The 17,909-nt window shown below is 69.3% G+C and carries 17 protein-coding genes; 12 read left to right on the top strand and 5 right to left on the bottom strand.

Translation table 11 applies throughout. The annotated features are described in order from the left end of the window. Positions 1-990, bottom strand: a complete 990-nt coding sequence (locus ACQPZQ_RS21285; protein WP_433298540.1) for an ABC transporter substrate-binding protein — start codon at positions 988-990, stop codon at positions 1-3. A gap of 228 nt (positions 991-1,218) precedes the next feature. Then, entirely contained in the window at positions 1,219-2,265 is a 1,047-nt protein-coding gene (locus ACQPZQ_RS21280) for a methyltransferase (protein ID WP_433298538.1), read from the bottom strand. 133 nt (positions 2,266-2,398) lie between these two features. Between ACQPZQ_RS21280 and ACQPZQ_RS21275 the strand changes: the two genes are divergently transcribed. Then, positions 2,399-2,887: an N-acetyltransferase family protein gene (locus ACQPZQ_RS21275; protein WP_433298536.1), complete on the top strand. Its 489-nt coding sequence runs from the start codon at positions 2,399-2,401 to the stop codon at positions 2,885-2,887. A 15-nt stretch (positions 2,888-2,902) separates the two neighbouring features. Here the strand turns inward: ACQPZQ_RS21275 and ACQPZQ_RS21270 are convergent, their stop codons facing one another. Together ACQPZQ_RS21270 and ACQPZQ_RS21265 are read right to left on the bottom strand one after the other, a co-directional pair. After that, the gene (locus ACQPZQ_RS21270; RefSeq protein WP_433298534.1) at positions 2,903-4,246 is read right to left on the bottom strand and encodes a cation:dicarboxylate symporter family transporter; all 1,344 of its coding nucleotides are present in this window, start codon (positions 4,244-4,246) and stop codon (positions 2,903-2,905) included. Between the two features lie 57 nt (positions 4,247-4,303). After that, positions 4,304-5,473: a mandelate racemase/muconate lactonizing enzyme family protein gene (locus ACQPZQ_RS21265; protein ID WP_433298532.1), complete on the bottom strand. Its 1,170-nt coding sequence runs from the start codon at positions 5,471-5,473 to the stop codon at positions 4,304-4,306. Between the two features lie 96 nt (positions 5,474-5,569). On the opposite strand from ACQPZQ_RS21265, the gene ACQPZQ_RS21260 reads away from it, so the two are divergent. Then, complete coding sequence (locus tag ACQPZQ_RS21260; RefSeq protein WP_433298530.1) at positions 5,570-6,235, top strand: GntR family transcriptional regulator; 666 nt, start codon at positions 5,570-5,572, stop codon at positions 6,233-6,235. Positions 6,236-6,240: 5 nt separating this feature from the next. Here ACQPZQ_RS21260 and ACQPZQ_RS21255 read toward each other — a convergent pair whose 3' ends face one another. Further along, the gene (locus ACQPZQ_RS21255; RefSeq protein WP_433298528.1) at positions 6,241-7,035 is read right to left on the bottom strand and encodes an IclR family transcriptional regulator; all 795 of its coding nucleotides are present in this window, start codon (positions 7,033-7,035) and stop codon (positions 6,241-6,243) included. A gap of 278 nt (positions 7,036-7,313) precedes the next feature. Between ACQPZQ_RS21255 and ACQPZQ_RS21250 the strand changes: the two genes are divergently transcribed. The 10 genes from ACQPZQ_RS21250 (at position 7,314) to ACQPZQ_RS21205 (ending at position 17,875) form a co-directional block, all read left to right on the top strand. Then, positions 7,314-8,102, top strand: coding sequence for an enoyl-CoA hydratase/isomerase family protein (locus ACQPZQ_RS21250; RefSeq protein WP_433298526.1), 789 nt, complete (start codon positions 7,314-7,316; stop codon positions 8,100-8,102). 60 nt (positions 8,103-8,162) lie between these two features. Then, positions 8,163-9,368, top strand: coding sequence for an ABC transporter substrate-binding protein (locus ACQPZQ_RS21245; protein ID WP_433298524.1), 1,206 nt, complete (start codon positions 8,163-8,165; stop codon positions 9,366-9,368). Beyond that, positions 9,365-10,231 (top strand): branched-chain amino acid ABC transporter permease, encoded by an 867-nt coding sequence (locus ACQPZQ_RS21240; protein ID WP_433298522.1) that lies wholly within the window; start codon positions 9,365-9,367, stop codon positions 10,229-10,231. The genes ACQPZQ_RS21245 and ACQPZQ_RS21240 overlap by 4 nt, the downstream gene beginning before the upstream one ends. Next, positions 10,224-12,011, top strand: a complete 1,788-nt coding sequence (locus ACQPZQ_RS21235; protein ID WP_433298520.1) for a branched-chain amino acid ABC transporter ATP-binding protein/permease — start codon at positions 10,224-10,226, stop codon at positions 12,009-12,011. Before ACQPZQ_RS21240 ends, ACQPZQ_RS21235 begins: the two co-directional genes overlap by 8 nt. Then, positions 12,008-12,709, top strand: a complete 702-nt coding sequence (locus ACQPZQ_RS21230; protein WP_433298518.1) for an ABC transporter ATP-binding protein — start codon at positions 12,008-12,010, stop codon at positions 12,707-12,709. Before ACQPZQ_RS21235 ends, ACQPZQ_RS21230 begins: the two co-directional genes overlap by 4 nt. A 64-nt stretch (positions 12,710-12,773) precedes the next feature. After that, the gene (locus ACQPZQ_RS21225; protein WP_433298516.1) at positions 12,774-13,934 is read left to right on the top strand and encodes an acyl-CoA dehydrogenase family protein; all 1,161 of its coding nucleotides are present in this window, start codon (positions 12,774-12,776) and stop codon (positions 13,932-13,934) included. 20 nt (positions 13,935-13,954) lie between these two features. After that, entirely contained in the window at positions 13,955-14,773 is an 819-nt protein-coding gene (locus tag ACQPZQ_RS21220) for an SDR family NAD(P)-dependent oxidoreductase (RefSeq protein ID WP_433298514.1), read from the top strand. Continuing rightward, entirely contained in the window at positions 14,770-15,528 is a 759-nt protein-coding gene (locus ACQPZQ_RS21215) for an N-acyl homoserine lactonase family protein (RefSeq protein ID WP_433298512.1), read from the top strand. Before ACQPZQ_RS21220 ends, ACQPZQ_RS21215 begins: the two co-directional genes overlap by 4 nt. Next, the gene (locus ACQPZQ_RS21210) at positions 15,528-16,694 is read left to right on the top strand and encodes a CaiB/BaiF CoA transferase family protein (RefSeq protein WP_433298510.1); all 1,167 of its coding nucleotides are present in this window, start codon (positions 15,528-15,530) and stop codon (positions 16,692-16,694) included. Before ACQPZQ_RS21215 ends, ACQPZQ_RS21210 begins: the two co-directional genes overlap by 1 nt. Next, positions 16,691-17,875: a citramalate synthase gene (locus ACQPZQ_RS21205; protein ID WP_433298508.1), complete on the top strand. Its 1,185-nt coding sequence runs from the start codon at positions 16,691-16,693 to the stop codon at positions 17,873-17,875. Before ACQPZQ_RS21210 ends, ACQPZQ_RS21205 begins: the two co-directional genes overlap by 4 nt. Positions 17,876-17,909 lie beyond the last annotated feature (34 nt).

Raw genomic sequence — 17,909 nt, 5'->3', positions numbered from 1 at the left:
TCAGCTCGCCGCGGGCAGGAATCGGGGGTCGAGCCATTTCTCGTCCGGGATCCGGGATTCGAAGAGCTTGCCCTGCAGGCCCATGTTCCAGAACGCGTCCATCGCCTCGGCCGACGGCATGCGTCCGTCGGGATAGAGCTTGTCGATCCACTCGCTCATGCTGGCCTTCGCGTCGTCCAGGGAGATCTTCATCGCCCCGGCCATGGCCTGAGCAGCGACGTCGGGCTGATCCTTCGTCATCTGCATCGCCGCGCTGAGGGTATCGACGAACCGCTTGGCCCGGTCCGGGTTGCCGTCCACGAAGGACGAACTGCCCCAGGCAACGTGCATCGGGTAGGTGTCGACGACGTCCTTGAGGTCGAGGATCTTGTTGTATCCGGCCTTCTCGGCGAACACGGTCTGCGGCTCGGTGAAGATGTTCGCCTGCAGTTGTCCTGCCTGCATTGCCGCCAGCCGGGCCGCCGACGCGCCGCCCTGGATGATCTTGATGTCGGTGTCCGGGTTCAGTCCGGCCTTTGCCGCCGCATACCGGGTGAGCAGGTCGGTCGAGGAACCGAGCGTGGTCACGCCCCAGTTGCGGCCCTTGCCTTCGGCGACGCTGTGAATCTCCGGAATGGCGAACCAGGCGAAGGCCGGCATGTCGAAACCGCCGTAGAACACCTTCGCGTCCTGGCCTGCCTCCACGGCCGTGAGCGGGCCGGTGAGCGAGCCGATGGCCACGTCGACGTCACCGGAGAGCACCGCCTTGGCCAACTCGGCATCGCCCTTGAACGTCACGACCTTGACGTCCAGGCCGTGCTGAGCCCACATGTTCTTGTCGTCGGCCAGATACACCGACGCCAATGTGGTGGCCTCGACCGGCAGGCCGAGCGTGATCGAGTTGCCGGTGTTCGCCGACCCGCCCCCACATGCGCTGAGAGCGAATGCGAGCGCAGCGGCGATCAGGATCACGGGCGACCGGACGAGCCAGGACGACCTTCGAAAAGGCATGACGAAACCCCGTTCTGTCCACGGAGAAGAGCGAGGTGCCGGACACCGTGGGTCCTACGGGGGAGCACCTCGTCGTGTGCGGCACATGTTGCACGCGATCGCGACGACCGTCAAGATCCTGATAAACGTGACGTGGACCGACGGGAACCCAGACGGCACACACCTTGTGGCCACCGTGCACACGTTCGGACATGTGCGCGGTGGCCAACTGGTGTGTGCGGTGCGGGCCTACTGTTGGGCCGGGACGGCTTCGATCAGGCTGTTTCCCATGGCCAGCGGCATCACTTTGCTGATCGTGAAGCCCGCCGACCCGAGCAGGTCCCGGAACTGCAACTCGGTGCGCTCCAGAGCCGCGTGTGCCACAAGCATGTGCAGGTCGGCGCGGGCGAGCAGCCGGTGCTCCGGGCTCGGTTCCATCACTTCCGGAACGAGCCGTTCGATCACCAGCAGCTTCGACGAGCCGGTCATCGCACGACGGCAGGTGGTGAGGATGTCGTGGCTGTGCTCGTCGTCCCAGTCGTGCAGGACGTGCTTGAGCATGTAGGCGTCGGCATCCGCGGGCAGTTCCTCGAAGAAATTGCCCGACAGGAGCGTGCTGCGGTCGGCGACGCCGCATTTCTCCAGGTACGGGCCGGCCTTCTCGATCGCATGCGGGAGGTCGAACAGCACCCCCTCGACGCTGGGGTTGGCCGTCAGGACGGCCGCGAGCAGCTCCCCGTACCCGCCGCCGACGTCCACGATCCGCGACGTGGCGCTGAAGTCGTAGCCGGTGACGATGCTGCGCGTGGCCAGGCGGGTGTTCTCGGCCATCGCGGAGTTGAAGATCGCGGCGCGAGCCGGATCGTCGCGCAGGGGGTCGAAATGCGCGCTCCCGCTGACGAGCTCGCGGGCGCTGCGGCCCGTGGTGACGCTCTCGAGCAGGTGGGCCCACTCGGGCCACACCTCGCGGCCCCAGTAGATGGTCCAGGAACGGACCGTGCCGTCGGCGTCGGTGCGGAGCAGCTCGCCCATCGGCGTCAGCTCGAAGGTGCCGTCCGCGTTCTCACGGCAGATGTCGAGCGTCACGAGGGCGCGCAGCAAGCGATGCAGCGACGGGGCGTGGGTGTTCGTGGCCGCAGCAAGATCGTCGGCCGTGCACCTGCCCGCGGCGATGAGATCGGGCAGGCCGAGCTCGGCAGCCACGCGGGTGGCCTGTGTCATCCAGCTGGCGTTCACGATCTCGAGCAGCCGCGACGCATGCGACAGCACGTCGTCGCTCGGGTCAACCTCCGACATGTGGGCTCCTCTCCCCCTGCGGCAGTGCAGTCGACCCATCCTCAGTTCGGAGTGGACAGCAGCCAAGCCCTGTTCCGCATGGCGACCGTCACGATCTCGGCGAGCATCGCATCCGGGTCGGCATGCTGGCCCGGTGAAGGCCGTGATGAACGACGTGACGGTTCGGCCGGCAGACGTCGCCGACCTGCCCGTGCTGGCCGAGCTGCGCTGGCAGTTCCGCACCGACGGCACCGAGCCGAACGAAGATCGCACGGCGTTCGAGAAGCGCTTCTGCGAACGGGTGAGTCCCTCCTTCGAGGACGGCAGCTGGCGGGCGTGGGTGGCCACGGACGACGGTGAGGTGGTCGGCCACATCTACGCCTCGCGGATCGCGAAGCTGCCGAACCCGGTGGACGAGGCCGAGACCCACCTCTACCTCAGCAACCTCTACGTCCGCCCCGAGTACCGGGGGCGTGGTCTCGCGGCGGCCCTGCTCGATGCCGCGCTCGCCGACCTGGATGACATCGACGCCACGATCCTGTGGGCACGCCCGGGGACGGCGGGCCTCTACGCGCGTTACGGCTTCGGCGAGTCACCCGAGATCCTGGAGCGCCGCCCCCTCACCGCGACCGTCGACGGCTAGGCCGGGGGCCCACGGTCAGGTGCTCGTTCCGACGGAGCTCGCGGGCGACCTGTCGCCGCCGGTCACCTCCGGCCGCATCCGCAGAACGGCTCGGGCCCGGGTGACGTCGAAGTCCTTCTCCCACTTCCCCACCACGATCGCCGCGACGGCGTTGCCGAGAACGTTGATGAAGACCCGGCCCTCGTTGAGCAGACGGTCGACACCGACGATCAGCGCGAGCGCCGCGAGCGGCACGTGCCCGATGGCGGTGACGCTGCTGGCCAGCACGATGAATGCGCCACCTGCGATCCCGGCGGTTCCCTTGCTCGTCAGCATCATGATCCCGACCATCGTCAGCTGCTGCTGCCACGACAGGTCGATCCCGACGGCCTGCGCGAGAAAGAGCGAGGCCATCGTCAGGTAGATCGCCGAACCGTCGAGGTTGAAGGAGAACCCGGCGGGAATCGTGATGCCCACTACGGGACGGCCGACGCCGAGGGCTTCGAGCTTCTGCACCACCTGCGGGAGCACCGCCTCGCTCGAGCAGGTGCTCAGCGCGACCAGCAGCTCGGCCCGCAGGAAGCGCATGAGGCCGAACAGGCTCAGCCGGCACGCCCGCATGATCGCCCCGAGCACCACGACGATGTAGACGACGCACGTCGCGGTGAACAGGACGACCAGGTAGCCGAGCTGTTGCAGGCTGGCCGCGCCGTACGTGCTGACCACCGTGGCCAGCGCTCCGAACGTGCCGATGGGCGCGAGTCGCATCACCCACGAGACGATCTTGAAGACGACCTCCGACAGCGCCCCGATGCCCTGGGTGAGGATTTTCGCCCGCTCGCCCGAGACGTTGAGGGCCACTCCGAACAGGATCGACACCAGCAGCGCCGAGAGGATGTTGTCGCCGGTGAGCGCGCCGAACAGCGTCTCCGGGATCAGGCTCGACACGAAGTCGGTGAAGCTCGCGTGTCCGCCTCCGCTCACGCCGGGGATGTTGCCCGCGTCGAGGGTGGCCGGGTCGATGTTCATCCCCGAACCGGGATGGAACACGTTGGCCACCACGAGGCCGATCACCATCGACACCAGCGAGAAGACGATGAAGTAGACGATCGCCTTGATCCCGATCCGGCCGGCCTTGCGCAGATCCTCCATCGCGGCGATACCCGTGGTGACGACGCAGAAGACGACCGGGACGACGATCATCTTGACCAGCGCGATGAACCAGTCGTTCAGGGGTTTCATCGCGGCGCCGAAGCCGGGGAAGAGAACGCCGACGGCGATTCCGAGCACCGCACCCAGGACCACCTGGAACCACAGCTCACGCAGCAGCCGGACGGGGCGGGACCGAGATGGAGGGTCGGCGACGTTCGACTGGGACATACCGAACTCCTTGCACAGCAGTGTGTGGCGTTTCAGCAGGGAAGGCAGAGAAGCGCGTCAGCTGTGCAGCTCGCGCAGCACCGGGTGGAACGCGGCCTTCGCTTCGAGGCCGATCCCCGGCAGGTCCGTGAGGCCGATGTATCCGTCGCGCACCACGGCGCCGTCGGCGAAGCCGCCTGCGGGCTTGAACTCCCCGGGATAGGACTCGTTGCCACCGAGCTTCAGTGCGGCCGCGATGTGCAGGGAGAACTGGTGGCCGCCGTGCGGGATGCACCGGCGGGAGTCCCAGCCGTGCTGCCGCAGCATGTCCTGGATACGCAGGTACTCGACCAGCCCGTAGCTCAGGGCCGGGTCGACCTGGATGGTGTCGCGGTCCGGCCGCATCCCCGCGTACCGGACGAGGTTGCGGGCGTCAGGCAGCGAGAACAGGTTCTCGCCGGTGGCCAGCGGACCCTGGTAGTGCTCGGCCAGGGTGGCGTGCAGGTGGTAGTCGAGCGGGTCGCCGGGCTCCTCGTACCAGAACAGGCCGTAGGGCTCGATCGCGCGGCCGTACTCCAGGGCGGTCTCCAGGTCGAAACGGCCGTTGACGTCCACCGCCAGCCGGGATCCGTCGCCGCCGACGACGTCGAGGACGGCCTCGATCCGCCGCAGGTCCTCCGCCAGGTCGGCGCCGCCGATCTTCATCTTGACCACGCGGTAGCCGAGTTCGAGGAAGCCCTTCATCTCGTCCTGCAGTTCGCGCAGGCCCTTGCCGGGCGCGTAGTAGCCGCCGGCGGCGTAGACGAAGACCGACTCGTCGGGCCTGCCGTCGCCGTAGCGCTCGGACAGGAACCGATAGAGCGGCTGCCCGGCGATCTTCGCGGCGAGATCGAACAGCGCCATGTCGACGGCGCCGACCGCGACCGAGCGTTCACCATGACCGCCCGGCTTCTCGTTCCGCATCATCACGTCCCACGCCTTCGCGGGATCGACGAAGGTGCCGTCGTCGGCGAGGAGATCGTCCGGGGAGGCCTGCAGCAGCCGCGGCAGCATGCGCCGGCGCAGGATCTCCCCCGCGCTGTAGCGACCGTTCGAGGTGAACCCGTACCCCACGACGGGCTCACCGTCGCGGACGACGTCACTGACGACCGCGACGATCGAGCAGTCCATCGAGCTGAAGTCGATCCACGCGTTGCGGATCGACGAGCTGATCGGCACGACACCCTCATGCACGGAGACGATCTTCATTGGCGCTCCTCGTAACTTATAAGATGTTCCAGACGCTAGGCTCCGTATGAGTCCGAACGCAAGGGCGACCTGGTCACGACAAGAAGTGGTGGGCCGATGGCCAGCACGAACGTCTTCTCGAGCAAGAGCGAGGTCGCGTACGCCGAGATCCGCGACCGCATCCTCTCCGGAGCCCTCGCCCCCGGCTCACGACTGGCACAGTACGAACTCGCCGAGTCCCTGAACATGAGCATCACGCCGCTGCGTGAGGCCATCCGCCGGCTCAGCAGCGAAGGCCTGATCGACCTCGACACACACCGGGACGCGCGCGTCGCCCGCATGGACGCCGCCGAGGCCCGGCAGCTCTTCGAGGTGCGCCTGTCGCTCGACCCCTCGGCGGTCGAGCTCGCGGCCGCCCGCCGTACCGAGGCCGACATGGACGCGATGCGGGCCGCCGCCGAACGACTGTTGCCCGTGACCAGGCAGTGGGGCGAGGAGGCGCTCACCGCGCACCGGGAGTTCCATCAGGCGCTGTACCGGGCGTCCCGCAACGACGTCATGGTCCGGCTGCTCGACGACCTGTGGGACAAGTCGGACCGCTACCGGCGCATCGGTCTCGTGCTGCCACCGGGCGACGAACCGCGCACCCGCGACCTCGACGAACACCGTCAGATGATGGAGCTCGTGATCCGCGGTGACGGCGAGCGGGCGGCCGAGCTGATGCGCAACCACATCCGGCTGAGCCTCACGGCGTCGGCGATCGAGGTGCTCGAAGCCCGCTGAGGGGGTCAGCGTCCGGTCGGCAGCCGCGCTGCGTTTCCGATGTGTCCGAGCTGGCCGGAGAGCTGCGCGGCGCCCTCGGTGACCAGCTGCGCCCATTCCATGTCGCTCTTGTGGTCCCAGCGGCTGGAGGGCACCGAGATGCTCATGGCGGCCACCATGCTGCCGCCGTGGTCGTAGACCGGGGCGGACACGCACGAGACGTCGTCATTGGACTCGCCGTGCTCGAAGGCCACCCCCTCGGCGCGGATCCTCTCCAGCTCGCGCTCGAGCTTGCGGACCGAGGTCAGTGTTCGGGGTGTCAGCGCCGGCAGCGGCCGGTCCTGGGGCAGACGCGCGCGTACCGCGCTCGACGGCAGCCCCGCGAGCAGCATCTTGCCCACCGCCGAGCAGTGGGCGGGCAGCCGGCGACCCACGGCGGAGACCATCCGGACCGATCGCGTGCTGTCGACCTTCGCGATGTAGACGACGTCACTCCCGTCGAGCACGGCCACGTGCACCGTCTCGTCGCAGCGGCCGGCGACCTCCGCGGCCACGCGCCGGCCCTCGCGGGCCAGGTCGAGCCGCTCCGAGTAGGCACTGCCGAGCTGGAAGACCCGCACGCCGAGGCGGTAGCGCGAGGAGTCCTCGCCGGCGCGGGTGAGGTAGCCACGCGAGACGAGGGTGTTGAGCAGTTCGAAGACGGTGGTCCGGGGCAACCCGAGCCGGGCGGCGAAGTCGCGCGGGCTCAGCTCCGCGTCGGCGTCGAGGAACAGCTCCAGGATGTCCATGGCGCGGACGACCGCGGGGACGGTGCGGGTCATGATCGGCTTCCCCCGCTCGTCGTCGACGTCCGGCAGATCGTCGCTGGTCGCCCGATGTCGAACTCCTGACTGCGCAGTTCGGACATTCCCTCCCCCACTCGTCAGCCCGTTGACCTCTGCAGCCCGCACGATCTACCGTCGAATTGGTCGATCTGCCGACACACGTTCGAAATATCGAACGCGTCGGGCATCGTAGCCGAGGTGGACGGGAGCACCGTGGATCCCACTCCGTACGAACCAGGAGGAAGCACACCGCTGATCGCCCGGGAGGTGCGGGCGTGACCGAGCGGCACAACGACGTCGTGTACGAGGTCGACGAGCACGTCGCCTACCTGACCATCGACCGGCCCGAGCGACGTAACGCGATGAGCACCGGTGTGGCGAGCGAGCTCGTGCGGCGGTTCAGCGAGGCGAGCATCGACGACGACATCTGGGCGGTCGTGCTCACGGGAGCAGACGACAAGGCGTTCTGCGCCGGTGCCGATCTCAAGGAGTTCGACGAGCTCGCCCGGCAGGGCAAGCAGATCCCGGTGCCGATGACCGGCGCCGAGCGCAACGTGTACGAGACGATCACCGAGACGTACAAGCCGACGATCGCGGTGATCAACGGTCCGGTCCTGGCCGGCGGCTGTGAGCTCGCGCTGGCCTGTGACCTGCGCATCGCCGCTGATCACGCCGTCATCGGCATGCCGGAAGCCAAGCGCGGCATGGGCGCCAACTTCGCGACGGTGCTGCTCCCCCGGCTCATCCCGCGGGCGGTCGCGCTGGAGATGCTCTACACCGGCGAACCGTTGAGCGCCGAGGAGGCGCTCAAGTGGGGCCTCTACAACAGGGTGGTCCCCTCGGCCGACCTGCGTGATGCGGCCGAGAAGCTGGTGCGCTCGGTGGTGGCCAACGCGCCGCTCACGCTGCGCCGCTACAAGGAGATGGTCACCAAGGGCTGGGAACTGCCGGTGCACTCCGCATTGCGGCTCTCGGTCGGTCCCAACCCCTACCTCTCCCAGGACCGCGAAGAGGGCATCCGCGCCTTCCTGGAGAAGCGCCCGCCGAACTGGCAGGGCCGCTGACCCGGTCGGACCACGTGTCCTGACTCCCGCGATCAAAGGTGATGCGAAGGAGGCCGATCCATGCGCGTGCCCAGATCCGCGGCAGCGTGGATGGCGTGTTGCATGGCGCTCGCTCTCGCCGGCTGCGGTGCCGACAAGGTCGAGGCCAGTGGAACCACCGACGAGAACGGCGCGTGTGTGCTCACGATCGGCACATTGGGCCCGCTCGCCGGGCCGGCCGCCGACTTCGGGCTGTCCATGAAGGGCACGGCCGACCTAGCTGCGGCGGAGGTGAACCAGCAGGGCGGTCTTCGGGTCGGCGAGCGGACCTGCCACGTCCGGGTGTCGCCCTACGACACCGGCTACACGAGCGCCGGGGCCGCCAACGGGGCGGGTGAGTTCATCGGCCAGGGCATCCGGTTCGTCATCGGACCGATGGGGGCCACCGAGGTCACCGGAATGAAGCCCCTCGCGGGGCGCAACGACATGCTGCTGGTGGCGAACGGGTTCGGGCGCGACGCACTGCAGCCCCGGTACCCACTGGTGTTCCACGTCGCCCCGGGGCCCTCGGTGTGGGCGGCCCCGATCATCGCCGAAGCGCGCAAGCACTTCAGCTTCAGCAAGGTCACGATCGTCGCCACCAGCGACCAGAGCGGCTCGGACATCGCCGACGTGAACGAGATCCGGTTCACGCAGGCCGGGCTCCCGGTGAGCCGCGAGAGCTACCAGCGCGGGACGCAGGACTTCGCACCGATCGTCTCGCGGATCCTCGGCCACGACCCCGACCTCGTCGACCTGGCGTCCACGCCCGCGGCCGACGCGGGCACGATGGTCAAGCAGCTGCGGCAGGCCGGCTACACGGGCACCTTCTGCCGGTTGGGCGGCGAGAGCACGGCCGAGATCGCCCGGGTCGCGGGCGGCAACGACGTGCTCGGCAACTTCTTCTACTACTCGATGGTCGATCTCAGCGACCCGAGGATGCAGCAACTGTCGGCCGAGTACGAGCAGATCGCCGGCCGCCCGGCCACCTCGCTGACGCTGGGCTGGTTGCCGGCGGCACGCGCACTGCTGCGGGCGATCTCCGCCGCCGGCACGACGACCGACACCCAGGCGGTCGCCGCACGCCTGCGTCAGGATCCGCTCGAGGACCCCGACCTGGGACGTGGCGTGTGGACGGGGCAGCAGGAGTTCGGGGTCGACCAGGAGATGTCGTTCCCGTTCTACATGGGCTACATCCGCGACGGTCAGCCGCAGCCCCTGGTGCGTCTGGAGGCGACACAGCCGTGAGCGATGTGCTGCAGGCCGTGTTCGGAGGGCTGACGCTCGGCGCCCAGTACGCCCTCATGGCGCTCGGATTCTCGATGATCTTCGGGATCCTCCGCGTGATCAACTTCGCGCACGGCGCCTTCTACACCCTCGGCGGCTACATCGGTTACTACGTCTCCACGGAGATGGGGATGCCCTTCGTCGTGGGACTGATCGTCGCAGCGCTCGTCACCGCCCTGCTCGGGTACGCCTTCGAGATCACGGTCATCGAGCAGCGCATCGACGACCACCTGGCAACGATCGTGCTCACCCTCGGGCTCGGCCTGATGATCACCGCGGGGGTGCTGATCCTCTTCGGTCCCCAGGCCGTGGCCTACAACTTCCCGCTGGACGGCACGCTGCGGATCGGCGGGGCGGCGGTTCCCTACGGCCGCCTGGTCGTGATCGGGGTCGCCGTCGTTGCCGTGATGCTCATCCACCTGTTCCTCTATCGCACGCAGACGGGGCGCGGGCTGCGCGCGATGGCCGACGACCGTCACATCGCGGTCATCCAGGGGATGCGGCCGAAGATCCTCTTCCCGCTGGCGTTCGGCATCGCCACGGGGATCGCCGGGCTCACCGGCGCCCTCGTGACGCCGTTGTTCTCGCTGGCACCCTCGATCGGCGACCAGGTCCTCATGGTCTCGTTCCTCGCGGTGATCCTCGGTGGGCTCGGCAGCCTGTCCGGGGCGGTCCTCGCCTCGTTGCTCATCGGGATGGTCGAGTCTTTCGCCGGGATCTACATCGGAGGCACGGTCGCGCCGCTCCTGCTCTTCTGCCTCGTTCTGGTGCTCCTGGTGGTCCGGCCGACCGGGCTGCTGGGCCGGGAGGTGAAGCATGTCTAGCGCCGAACTGACCACGCGGCCGCGACAGCTCGGCCGGCTCGCCGGCGCCGAGGTCGTGGCGCTCGCGCTGCTGCTACTGGCGTTCACGCTGCCGAAGATCACCGCCGACCCGTTCCTGCTGTTCTTCACGCCGACCGTGATCGTCGCGGTGCTGGCGACCCTGCACGTGTGGATCCTGCTGCGCGTCGACCTGCTCTCGTTCGCCTCGCCGTCGTTCATGGCCATCGGCGGCTACTGCGCCGCACTGACCGCGACCCATCTGACCGACAACGCGATCGCGCTGGTGGTGCTCTGCTTCGCGATCCCGGCCGTGGTCGCGCTGCCGATCGGGGCGCTGGTGCTGCGGCTGCGCGGCACCTACTTCGCACTGGTGACGTTCGTGCTCGCGCAGGTGACGGTACTGGTCATCCAGATGAGCCCCGCCTGGCTCGGCGGCAACAGCGGTATCTCCGGCTTCCCGGCAGCACAGCTCGGAACCGAGACGTTCGGGGCACGCGGACCGCTGCTGCGTTACTCCGTGATCATCGGCATCGTCGGCGTGCTCGTCGTCGCCGCCGTGACGATCCGGTGGCGCAGGCACTTCGCCGGCATCAAGGAGAACGAGCCGCTCGCCGCCAGCTTCGGGCTGCTGCCGTGGTGGCACAAGACGCTGGCCTTCGTCGCGGGCGCCGGAGTGGCAGGGCTTGCCGGGCTGGTGCTGGTGAACCAGATCGGCAACGCCCACCCCGAGTCGTTCAGCCCGTTCAGCGCGGTCAACCACGTTGCCGGGGCGGTGGTCGGCGGGGCGGGGTCGATCCTCGGCCCGATCGTCGGTGCAACCGTGCTCTCCTGGCTCACGCACACCTTCGCCGAGGAGGCCCAGTACGCGCAGCTGCTGCTCGGCGGGGTGATGGTGCTCGTGGTGCTCTTCGCCCGCGATGGCCTCACCGGGCTCGTCGCCGCGGCCGCCCGCGTGCTCACCCCGGCGACGGCGCACGAGCGTCCGACACCGACGCATCAACCTGTGGCCGTTACCACCGAGCAGCCGACGCCTGCAGGCGCGCATCCGGACCGGCCGCCGGTGCTGGACGTCGAGGGGATCGCGAAGAGCTTCGGCGGGGTCGCGGCGGTCTCCGGGATCAGCCTCGGCGTGGCGCCCGGCGAGGTCCTGGGCGTGATCGGCCCGAACGGCGCCGGCAAGACCACGCTCGTCAGCATGCTCGCCGGACAGCTCACCCCCACCGCGGGCACCGTGCGTCTCGCAGGCCACCGCGTCACCGGGATGTCGTCGGGCAGGCTCGCCCGCCAGGGCATCGCGCGCAGCTACCAGCACGTCTCGGTCTTCGCGGCGGTGACGGTGCGGGAGAACCTGGCCCGCGCGCGGGCGTACTCCTCGCGCTGGATGGACGCCGCCGACCTCGACCGCCTCCTGGCCCGGATGGGGCTCGCCGAGCGGCTCGACGACAGGGCGGGAGACCTGCCGTACGGGCTGCAGAAGACCCTCGGGCTGGTGATGGCGCTGGCGATCGAACCTCGCGTCCTGCTGCTCGACGAGCCCGCGGCCGGGCTGGAGAGCTCCGAGCGGCGCCGCGTGGACGAGATCGTGGCGTGGGCAGTGGCGCGCAACTGCGCGGTGCTCCTGGTGGAGCACGACATGGACCTGGTGCGCCGGATCTGCGATCGCGTACTCGTGATGGACACCGGACGGCCCCTCGCCGCGGGCGTCCCGGACGACGTGCTCGCCGACCCCGCGGTGATCAGCGCCTACCTGGGTACAGACGAGCCGGAGGTCGTCCGGTGACCGCGCTGCTGGAGCTGGAGAACGTCGACGTCCGCTACGGCGGGGTGCACGCCGTGCAGGGGCTCTCGCTCACGGTGGCGCAAGGCGAGACGGTCGTACTCATCGGTGCCAACGGCGCGGGCAAGTCGAGCGTGCTGCACACCGTGATCGGCACCGTCAGGGCTGCCTCCGGCGCCGTGATCTACCGCGGCCGGGACATCACCCGCTCCTCGACCAACCACCGGGCATGCAACGGGATCCGACTGTCCCCCGAAGGCCGGCGGGTCTTCGCGAGCCTCAGCGTCGAGGACAACGTGTTCAGCGGCTGCTACGGCACCTCGCGTGCCACGCGTCGGGCGACGCTCGACTGGCTCTTCGACACGTTCCCCCTGCTCAGGGAGCGGCGGCACCAGGCCGCCGGAACGCTCAGCGGCGGCCAGCAACAGATCGTCGCGCTCGCCAGGGCTCTGGCCGCCGCACCGGACCTGCTGCTGCTCGACGAGCCGTTCCTGGGCCTGTCCCCGATCGCGATCCGGGACACCAGCGCGGCCATCCGCGACGTCCAACGCCGCGGCACGGCGATCCTGCTGTCCGAGCAGATGGCCCGCCCGGCGCTCGCGCTCGCCGACCGGGGATACGTGCTGCGCACGGGGTCGCTGCGGCGCAGCGGGCCGGTGGCGGAGATCCGCGGTCTCGCACTTGCGGAGGACTACCTGTGACGACACCACTGGGACGACACCACCTGGGACGACACCACCTGGGCACCGAGCCGGAAGGATGGACGTGGACTTCGAACTGACCGACGACCAGCGGGCGATCCGGGACGCCGTCGCCGAGCTGTGCTCGCGCTTCCCGTCGGAGTACTGGCGGGAGCGCGACGCGAAGCTCGAGTACCCCGTCGAGTTCGTCGACGCGCTCGGCAAGGCCGGGTGGCTCTCCGTGCTGATCCCCGAGGAGTACGGAGGTGGCGGCGGAACCGTCGCGGACGCGGCGCTCATCCTGGAGACGATCAACCGCTCCGGCGGCACCGGGGTGCCGGCGCACGCGCAGATGTACACGATGGGCACGGTGCTGCGGCACGGCAGCGACGAGCAGAAGCAGCGGCTGCTGCCCGAGATCGCGGCCAACACCCTGCGGCTGCAGGCCTTCGGCGTCACCGAGCCCGACGCAGGCTCCGACACCACCCGCATCCGGACGTTCGCCGCCCGCGAGGGCGACCACTACGTGGTGAACGGCGCGAAGATCTGGACCTCGCGCTTCCAGCACTCGGACTACATGCTCCTGCTCACGCGGACCACCCGCTACGAGGACGTCGAGAAGAAGACCGACGGCCTGTCCGTGCTGCTGGTGGACCTGCGCGAGGCAGGCGATGCCATCTCGGTGCGGCCGATCCGGACGATGACCTCGCACGAGACCAACGAGGTCCGCATCGAGAACCTGCGCGTGCCGGTGCAGAACCGGATCGGCGAGGAGGGCAAGGGGTTCCGCTACATCCTCTCCGGACTCAACGCCGAGCGGATCCTGGTCGCCTCCGAGGTGCTCGGCGACGGTTTCTGGTTCATCGACCGCGCCACGGAGTACGCCCGCGAGCGGGTGGTGTTCGGCCGCCCCATCGGCCAGAACCAGGGCGTGCAGTTCCCGCTCGCGCAGGCCTACGCCGATCTCGAGGCCGCGAGCCTCGTGCGATGGAAGGCGGCGGCGAAGTTCGACGCCGGGGAGCAGCCGGGGTTCGAGGCGAACGCGGCGAAGCTGCTCGCCTCCAAGGCGAACTGGGCGGCGGCCAACGCGGCCATGGACACCTTCGGCGGCTACGGGCTCGCCGAGGAGTTCGAGATCGAGCGCAAGTTCCGCGAGGCCCGCCTGCCGATGGTGGCGCCGGTGAACAACAACCTGATCCTCGCCTACATCGGCCATCAGGTTCTCGGCCTTCCGAAGTCGTACTGAGCCTCGAGAGGAAGACAAGCATGGATCTCGGCCTGACGGACAAAGTCGTCGTCATCACGGGGGGCAGCAGCGGCATCGGACTCGAGACCGCCCGGCACTTCGCGTCCGAGGGCGCCCGGGTGGTGATCGCGGCGCGCCGTGAGGAGCAGTTGGCCAAGGCGGCGGCCTCGATCGCCGAGTCGACGGGCGCGACGGTCGACACGCTCAGCACCGACGTCACGAACCTCGCCGACCTCGACCGGCTCGTCGCCCACGTGACGACGACCCATGGCCGGATCGACGTGCTGGTCAACAACGCCGGCAACGGCACCTACAAGCCGTTCCTCGAAGTCACCGACGAGGAGCTGGTGCAGGGTATGGAGATCAACTTCTTCGCCCAGTTCCGGCTCACGCAGCGGTTCGCGCCGATGATGATCGAGCAGGGCGGCGGCGTGGTGGTCAACGTGACCGGCGAGACGGCGATCCGGGTGACCCAGCCGCCGTTCCGCTCGTCGTGCACCGGTCCGGCGAAGGCGGCGGAGAACCGGCTGAGCAAGATCCTCGCCACCGAGCTGGGTGAGCACGGCATCCGCGTGGTAGCCGTGGTGCCCGGGTTCGTCAACACCGAGGAGCGCTTCGCACGCTGGGGCGAAGGCCTCGGCGATGGGCTCGACGCGCAGAACGACCGAGCGGCCGCCGCCGAGCGCAGGCGGGAGTGGGGCCGCGGCATCGCGCGTCCCGGCCACGAGTGGGGCACGCCGCAGGAGCTGGCCGACCTCATCGTCTTCGCCGCCTCGAAGCGGGCCACGTTCGTCAACGGCGCGGTGCTCGTCGCCGATGGAGGGGATGACAAGTCGTGACGGTCAAACTGAAGATCCACGCCCTGCCGGCCGGGGTGCTGCGGGGGTTCCCCGCAGCCGCATTGCAGTACCAGCGCGGCTGGGGCGAGTTCCACGACGTCCCGCAGATGATGTTCGTGATCACCGGCGGCGACCACCCGATCATCGTGGACTCCGGCACACCGGAGCCCGAGTTCGTGCGGGAGCACCACGGGTACGACTTCCACCGCTCGCCCGACGAGGATCCACTTCGGACACTGCGGGGAATCGGCGTGGATCCCGAGGACGTGCGGACCATCATCCACACGCACCTGCACTGGGACCACTGCGGCAACAACCACCTGTTCCCCAACGCGAAGTACGTCGTGCAGAAGGCGGAGCTGCTCTACGCCGTCGACCCGGCCGCCCCCACGCGCACCGCGTTCGAGAACACCGACCGGATCAGCCCGCCGTGGGCGCCGATGCTCAACCGCTTCTCGACGGTGACGGGGGACGTCGAGATCGCGCCCGGAGTCGAGGTCGTGGCGCTGCCCGGGCACACGCCCGGCTCGCAGGGCGTGCTCGTGACCAGCGGGGGCGAGCGGTACCTGCTCGCCGGCGACACCTGCGACACCCGGGCGAACTGGGAGGGCGACGACCGGCTCGCGCACATCCCGTCCGGGTCGTTCACCAATCTCCTGGACTACATGGAGTCCTTCGCGAAGATGGACCGGCTCGGCGCCGAGGTGATCCCCAGCCACGACCCGGCCGTGCTCGAGATCGCGGAGTTCGGCTGATGCTCGGCTCGCTCGAAGGGATCAGGGTCGTCGACGTCACGATGAGCGTGGCGGGACCGTTCGCCACGCTCATCCTCGCCGACCTCGGCGCCGACGTGATCAAGGTCGAACGCCCGGGAATCGGCGACGACACACGCAGCTGGGGGCCGCCGTTCTGGGAGGGCGAGAGCTGCCATTTCTCGGCGCTGAACCGCAACAAGCGCAGCGTCGAGCTGGATCTGAAGGACCCGGAGGGGGCGGCGCACTTCCGTGAGCTGCTCGCCTGCGCCGATGTGTTCGTACAGAATCTGCGGCCGGGTTCGCTCGCCAAGCTGGGCTTCGGCTACGACGACGTCGCCGCCATCAACCCGCGCCTCATCTACTGCGACATGACGGGCTACGGCTCGGACGGGCCGCTGGCCTCCTCCCCCGCGTACGACCCGCTGATGCAGGCGTTCAGCGGCTTGATGAGCCTGACGGGCGAGGACGGCAGGCCGCCCTCGCGGATCCCGGTGTCGGTGCTCGACCAGGGCACGGGGATGTGGACGGCGATCGCCGTGCTCGACGCGCTGCGCACCCGCGACCGCACGGGCCTCGGCACGCACCTGGAGACCTCGCTGCTCAGCACCGCGCTGATGTGGCTGCCCGGCCAGTTCACCGGCTACTTCGCGGCGGGAGAGGTACCGAAGCGCCTCGGCTCGGGCACCGTCGGCATCTACCCCTACGCGGCGTTCCCGACGGCCACCGGCCACGTGATCATCGCGGCCGGCAACCAGAACCTCTGGACCAGGCTCTGCACGGCGCTCGACCGCACCGACCTGCTGTCCGATCCGCGCTTCGACCAGAACGCCGACCGGGTGGACCACCGCGACGAGCTCTTCGCCGAGCTGTCGGCGACGCTCGCGAAGCACGACTCCGACCACTGGGTGGGCGTTCTCGGTGACGCCGGGGTGCCGATCACCCCGATCCAGACGCTCGACGAGGTGGCCGCACACGAGCAGGTGGCCGCGATCGGCGCGTTCCAGCAGGTGCCACACCCGCGGATCCCCGGCTACACGTCGATCGCGCTGCCCGTTCGCGGCCCGGAGGGCCGGCCCGAGTTCCGCATGGCACCGCCGCTCTTGGGCGAGCACACCGACGAGGTCCTCGCGGAGCTCGCCGGACGCCGGAAGGAGGTCGAGAAGTGACCAGCACCGAAAGCACGCTTCCCACCCCACTGCCGGGGACGATCGCCGGACCGCCCGGCTTCCCCGACGTCGTCCTGGTCGAGGAGGGCATGCGCGAGGGCCTGCAGATCGAGGACGCCGGTGTGCCGGTGAAGGACAAGATCCGACTCCTGGACGCGCTGTCGGCCACCGGCTTGCGGCGGATCGTCGTCGGCAGCTTCGTCAGTCCGAAGTGGACGCCACAGATGGCGGGGATCGACGAGATCGTCGAGGGCTTCACTCCTGCGCCCGGCGTCACCTACACCGCCCTCGCGCTCAACTCGCGGGGCGTGGAGCGGCGGGCTGCCTACATCCCGCACAAGCTCTCGCTCGAGGACGAGCGCCCGTTCACACGGGTGCACCTGTGCGACGTCTTCGCGCGGCGCAACACCAACCGCTCGCAGCAGCAGGAGATCGACACCTGGTCCGGGATCGTCGAACGTGCGGCGGCCGACGGCGTGACCGAGGCGGAGATGGGCGTCAACGCGGCCTGGGGCTCGAACTGGCTGGGCCCGTTCCGCCACGAGCAGCGGATGGAACTGCTGGAACGGCAGTACGCGATGTGGACCGATCACGGCATCGCGGTCACGAAGGTCTTCCTCGGCGACCCGATGGGCTGGAACCTCCCCCACCACGTCGAGGCGGACCTGCACGCGATCCAGGAGCGCTGGCCATCGGTCAGCACGTTCCACCTCCACCTGCACAACACCCGCGGCATGGCTCCGATCAGCGCGTACTCCGCACTGCGGACCGTCCACGAGCGGTGCACGGTGGTCCTGGACGCGAGCATCGGCGGCATGGCCGGCTGCCCCTACTGCGGCAACGGCCGGGCCGCCGCTCTCACCCCGACCGAGGACCTCGTCCACCTGCTGGACGGCCTCGGCTTCGAAACCGGCGTCGACCTCGACAAGCTGATCGAGACCGTGGCACTCGCCGAGGAGATCCTGGGCCACCGGCTGTACGGCCACGTGTCCAAGGCGGGCGGCCGCCCGAAAGCCGACGCGCTGTACCCGATGGACCTGCCGTTCATCGAGACGCTGGAGCAGGCGCAGCACTTCCGGCTCGGCCCGCCGAGCTACGAGGGGGCGATGTCGCCCTGGAAGGAGCCGATCACGTCGCCGTTCCGCACGGACTCCATCACGCCCCGGAAGGACGACGCCTGATGCGGCCCGGCGCCCGCGCCACCGTGCCCACGCT

Origin of the sequence: Pseudonocardia sp. CA-142604, assembly GCF_050948475.1 — a bacterium.
Taxonomy (GTDB): domain Bacteria; phylum Actinomycetota; class Actinomycetes; order Mycobacteriales; family Pseudonocardiaceae; genus Pseudonocardia; species Pseudonocardia alaniniphila.
This window is presented reverse-complemented; position numbering and strand designations above follow the sequence as displayed.